The organism is Cocleimonas sp. KMM 6892 (genome assembly GCF_035798195.1).
Lineage (GTDB): Bacteria > Pseudomonadota > Gammaproteobacteria > Thiotrichales > Thiotrichaceae > Cocleimonas > Cocleimonas flava.
On record NZ_JAPFBV010000015.1, the window covers coordinates 1 to 3,614 of the forward strand.

1 protein-coding gene is annotated in these 3,614 nt (G+C 41.3%); it reads right to left on the reverse strand.

Annotated features, from left to right (window positions below; translation table 11 throughout):
• Positions 1 to 3,614, reverse strand: a 3,614-nt coding sequence (locus OO007_RS20175; protein ID WP_325810178.1) for a DUF7507 domain-containing protein, incomplete at both ends; no start/stop codon positions are given.

A 3,614-nucleotide genomic window follows, 5' to 3' on the forward strand; every position in this document is an offset into this window, starting at 1 on the left:
CCATCATTATCTGCATTGGCGGGTGCAGGTTTATCAACGGCTAAAAGGGGCGCATTAATGTTGGTGGTTTCACCGTCGGTAACCGGATCGGTTTGATCAGAATACGCTGTTGCGGTATTGACGATATTGCTGTCACTGACATTTTGCGGCGTCACGGTGTAGGTTCCGATCAACACACAGGTGCCATTCGGTGCGACTGATGGACAAGTGATGGTATTGGGTACGATCAACGGATCACTCACAACCACATCCGTTAACGTGGCCGCACCTGTATTGGTCGCAGTGATGGTGTACGTCAATACATCGCCTTCACTCACTTCGGTATTGCCATCATTATCTGCATTGGCGGGGGCAGGTTTATCAACGGCTAAAAGGGGCACATTAATGTTGGTGGTTTCACCGTCAGTAACCGGATCGGTTTGATCCGAATTAGCTGTTGCGGTATTGACGATATTGCTGTCACTGACATTTTGTGGCGTCACAGTGTAGGTTCCGATCAACACACAGGTGCCATTCGGTGCGACTGATGGACAAGTGATGCTGGTTGGTACGATTAAAGGATCGTTTACAACTACATTTGTAAGAGATATGTTTCCGGTATTAGTCGATGTAATTGTATATGTTAATTCATCCCCTTCACTAATTTCACCATTAAAATCATTATCTGTATAAATTGGTGCTGGTTTAACAATATCTAAACTTGGTTCTGGTGTAACAAGAATGCTATTGGTACCTACTGCATCTGGTAAACCACCCTCTTCTGTAGTACCACTTGCAGTCGCTGTGTTATCAACAGATCCAGCATCAACTTCAGCTTGGTTTACTGTATGACTACAACTGTAAACCCATGTCTCGTCGTAATCTAAAACGTTATAAGGTAAGTTATCACCACTGTCAGGTGTAGTAGATATAGGTGTATCACATTTTGCATCAGCTAAAGATACTGATGAAATAGATACATTACCTGTATTTTCTATTGAGAATGAATAAACAGCTATGTCATCTTTTTTAGTGATAACTGAAGACGAGTCTTTTGTAAGTACCCAACTCTGTGTTCTTTCTATTGGAAGTCTATGTGTCGCTGCCGCATCTGGAAGTGTTCCTCCGGCTGGAGTTCCTGAAGCTGTAGCATTATTTACCACCTCTCCTGCATCAATTTCTGCTTGAGTGACACTATGATCACAGCTATAAATCCATGTTTCATCAACAGATAATTCACCTAAGACTGGATTATCACCTGCATCTAAAGTAAGTGTAGCAATATCACACTGAGCATCAGTTAAGGTCACTCCACTAATTGTTACATTACCGGTGTTTTTAAGCGTAAAGGTATAACTGGCTATTTGCCCTACAGATGTTGGCTCCGAACTAGAAGTTTTATCTAATGTCCATGCTGGTTTTGGTTCAACTGAAATACTATTACTATCAGATATATCATCTAAATCACCTCCAGCAGGAGTTCCAGAAGCAGTAGCCGTATTATCAACAGTTCCATCATCTACTTCTTGTTGTGTAACAGTATGTTGGCAACTGTAAGTCCATTCTTCACCTACGTCTAAACTGCCCAAAGGAGTATTGTCACCGCTATCTAATGTCAATGTTGATGCGTCACATTTAGCATCAGTTAATGAAACATTATTAATCGTTACATTACCTGTATTTTCAAGAATGAAACTATAGTCAACTATTTGACCTGCTTCTGTTGGAGCAGATGATGAACTCTTATCTAAAGTCCAACTTGGTGATTGACCAGCATTAATCGTTAGGTCAACCGCAGGTGCGTATACATCTGTTGGTGTTGGTGAAGCAGGCGCGTATATTGTAGATGCACTTGCTTGATTAGTAACAAATCCATTATCTAAATCTTCCTGAGTGACATTGTAAACTGCCGTACATTCTATTTTTTCACCTACTGTAAAATCAGGACCGGTTGAATCTGTTGTAGTCCAACATTGGAATGGTGTACCTCCATTAATTTTATCATCAGTAACCATCACATCTGCAACAAAAGCGGCATTACCGGTATTCTGTACTTCGTATATATAGGTAATTGCCTGACCTAAAGTTGAGAAACTCGTAAAGCTTGAATCGTCAAAACTTTTAGTTATTGTAATCGCTGGATCAGCTCCACTTGGTACTGTTTCAGAATCAGTTGGTGATGTAGTCGTTCCATCTGTAGCCGTTGCTAAATTTGTTGTACTACCCAGAGCTACATCATTAGACGTTACGGTGTATGTCCCGATACAGTTATAAGTATCACCTGGCGCAACACCAGATGCAGGCCATGTATCACAAGTGATAATATCCAATGGATTACCATTGGGGATAAGATTATCGTTGATTGTAATAGGTGACGTAATAGTTACATTACCCGTATTAGTTACTACATAGTCATAAGTAACTTGAGCATTAATTTCAAAATCAGCAGTATCAATAAATTGTGCTGTTTTTGTCATCGCTAGACTAGGGGTTGGTGTGACTGCGATAATTTCGGTCGCTGATGCGTCTGCTAAAGTACCGCCTGCTGGCGTACCTGATACAGAAGCAAAGTTATCGACTGAACCAGCATCAACTTCTGCTTGAGTCACGGTATGATTACAACTATAAACCCAAATCTCATCCGTTTCTAAGATAGAGTTCGTATTGAGATCGCCACTATCTGCTGCTGTTGGTAGAACATCACATTTAGCATCTGCTAATGAAATTCCTGAAATAGTTACATTACCCGTATTCGTCAATGTAAATTCATACGCTACCACATCGTCTTTAACTGTTGGTGTGGAGCTTGACGTTTTATCTAATATCCAAGCTGGTGCTGGTGTGACAGATATACTATTTGTTGCAAGTGCATCCGATAATGTGCCGCCTGCTGGTGTACCTGATACTGACGCTGAATTGTCAACAGACCCTGCGTCTACTTCGGCTTGAGTCACAGTATGATCACAACTGTAAACCCAAACTTCATCGGTCTCTAAGATAGAGTTCGTATTGAGATCGCCACTATCTGGTGCTATCGGTACAACGTCACATTTAGCATCTGTTAATGAGATACCCGAAACAGTTACATTACCCGTATTCGTTAAAGTGAATACATACTCGACCACATCATCTTTAGCGGTTGGTGAAGAGCTTGACGTCTTACCTAATGTCCATGCTGGTGATGGTGTCACTGGAATACTGTTTGTCGCAGATGCATCTGCTAATGTACCACCTGCTGGTGTACCGGATACTGACGCTGAGTTATCAACTGATCCTGCGTCTACTTCGGCCTGAGTAACGGTATGATCACAACTGTAAACCCAAATTTCATCTATTTCTAAAATAGAGTTATTATTACTATCACCGCTGCCTGGTGAAGTTGGTACTACATCACATTTAGCATCTGCTAAGTTAATACCTGATATTGTTACGTTACCAGTATTCGTCAACGTAAAGCTATAAGTAACAACGTCATCTTTTGCAATAGGTGAAGAACTTGATGATTTAACCAAATTCCATGCTGGTGCCGGCGTTACTTGAATATTAAACGTTGCTGGCGCATCAGCCAATGTTCCACCTGCTGGTGTACCTGAAGCTGTTGCAGAATTATCTACCGAACCACTATCAATTTCTGC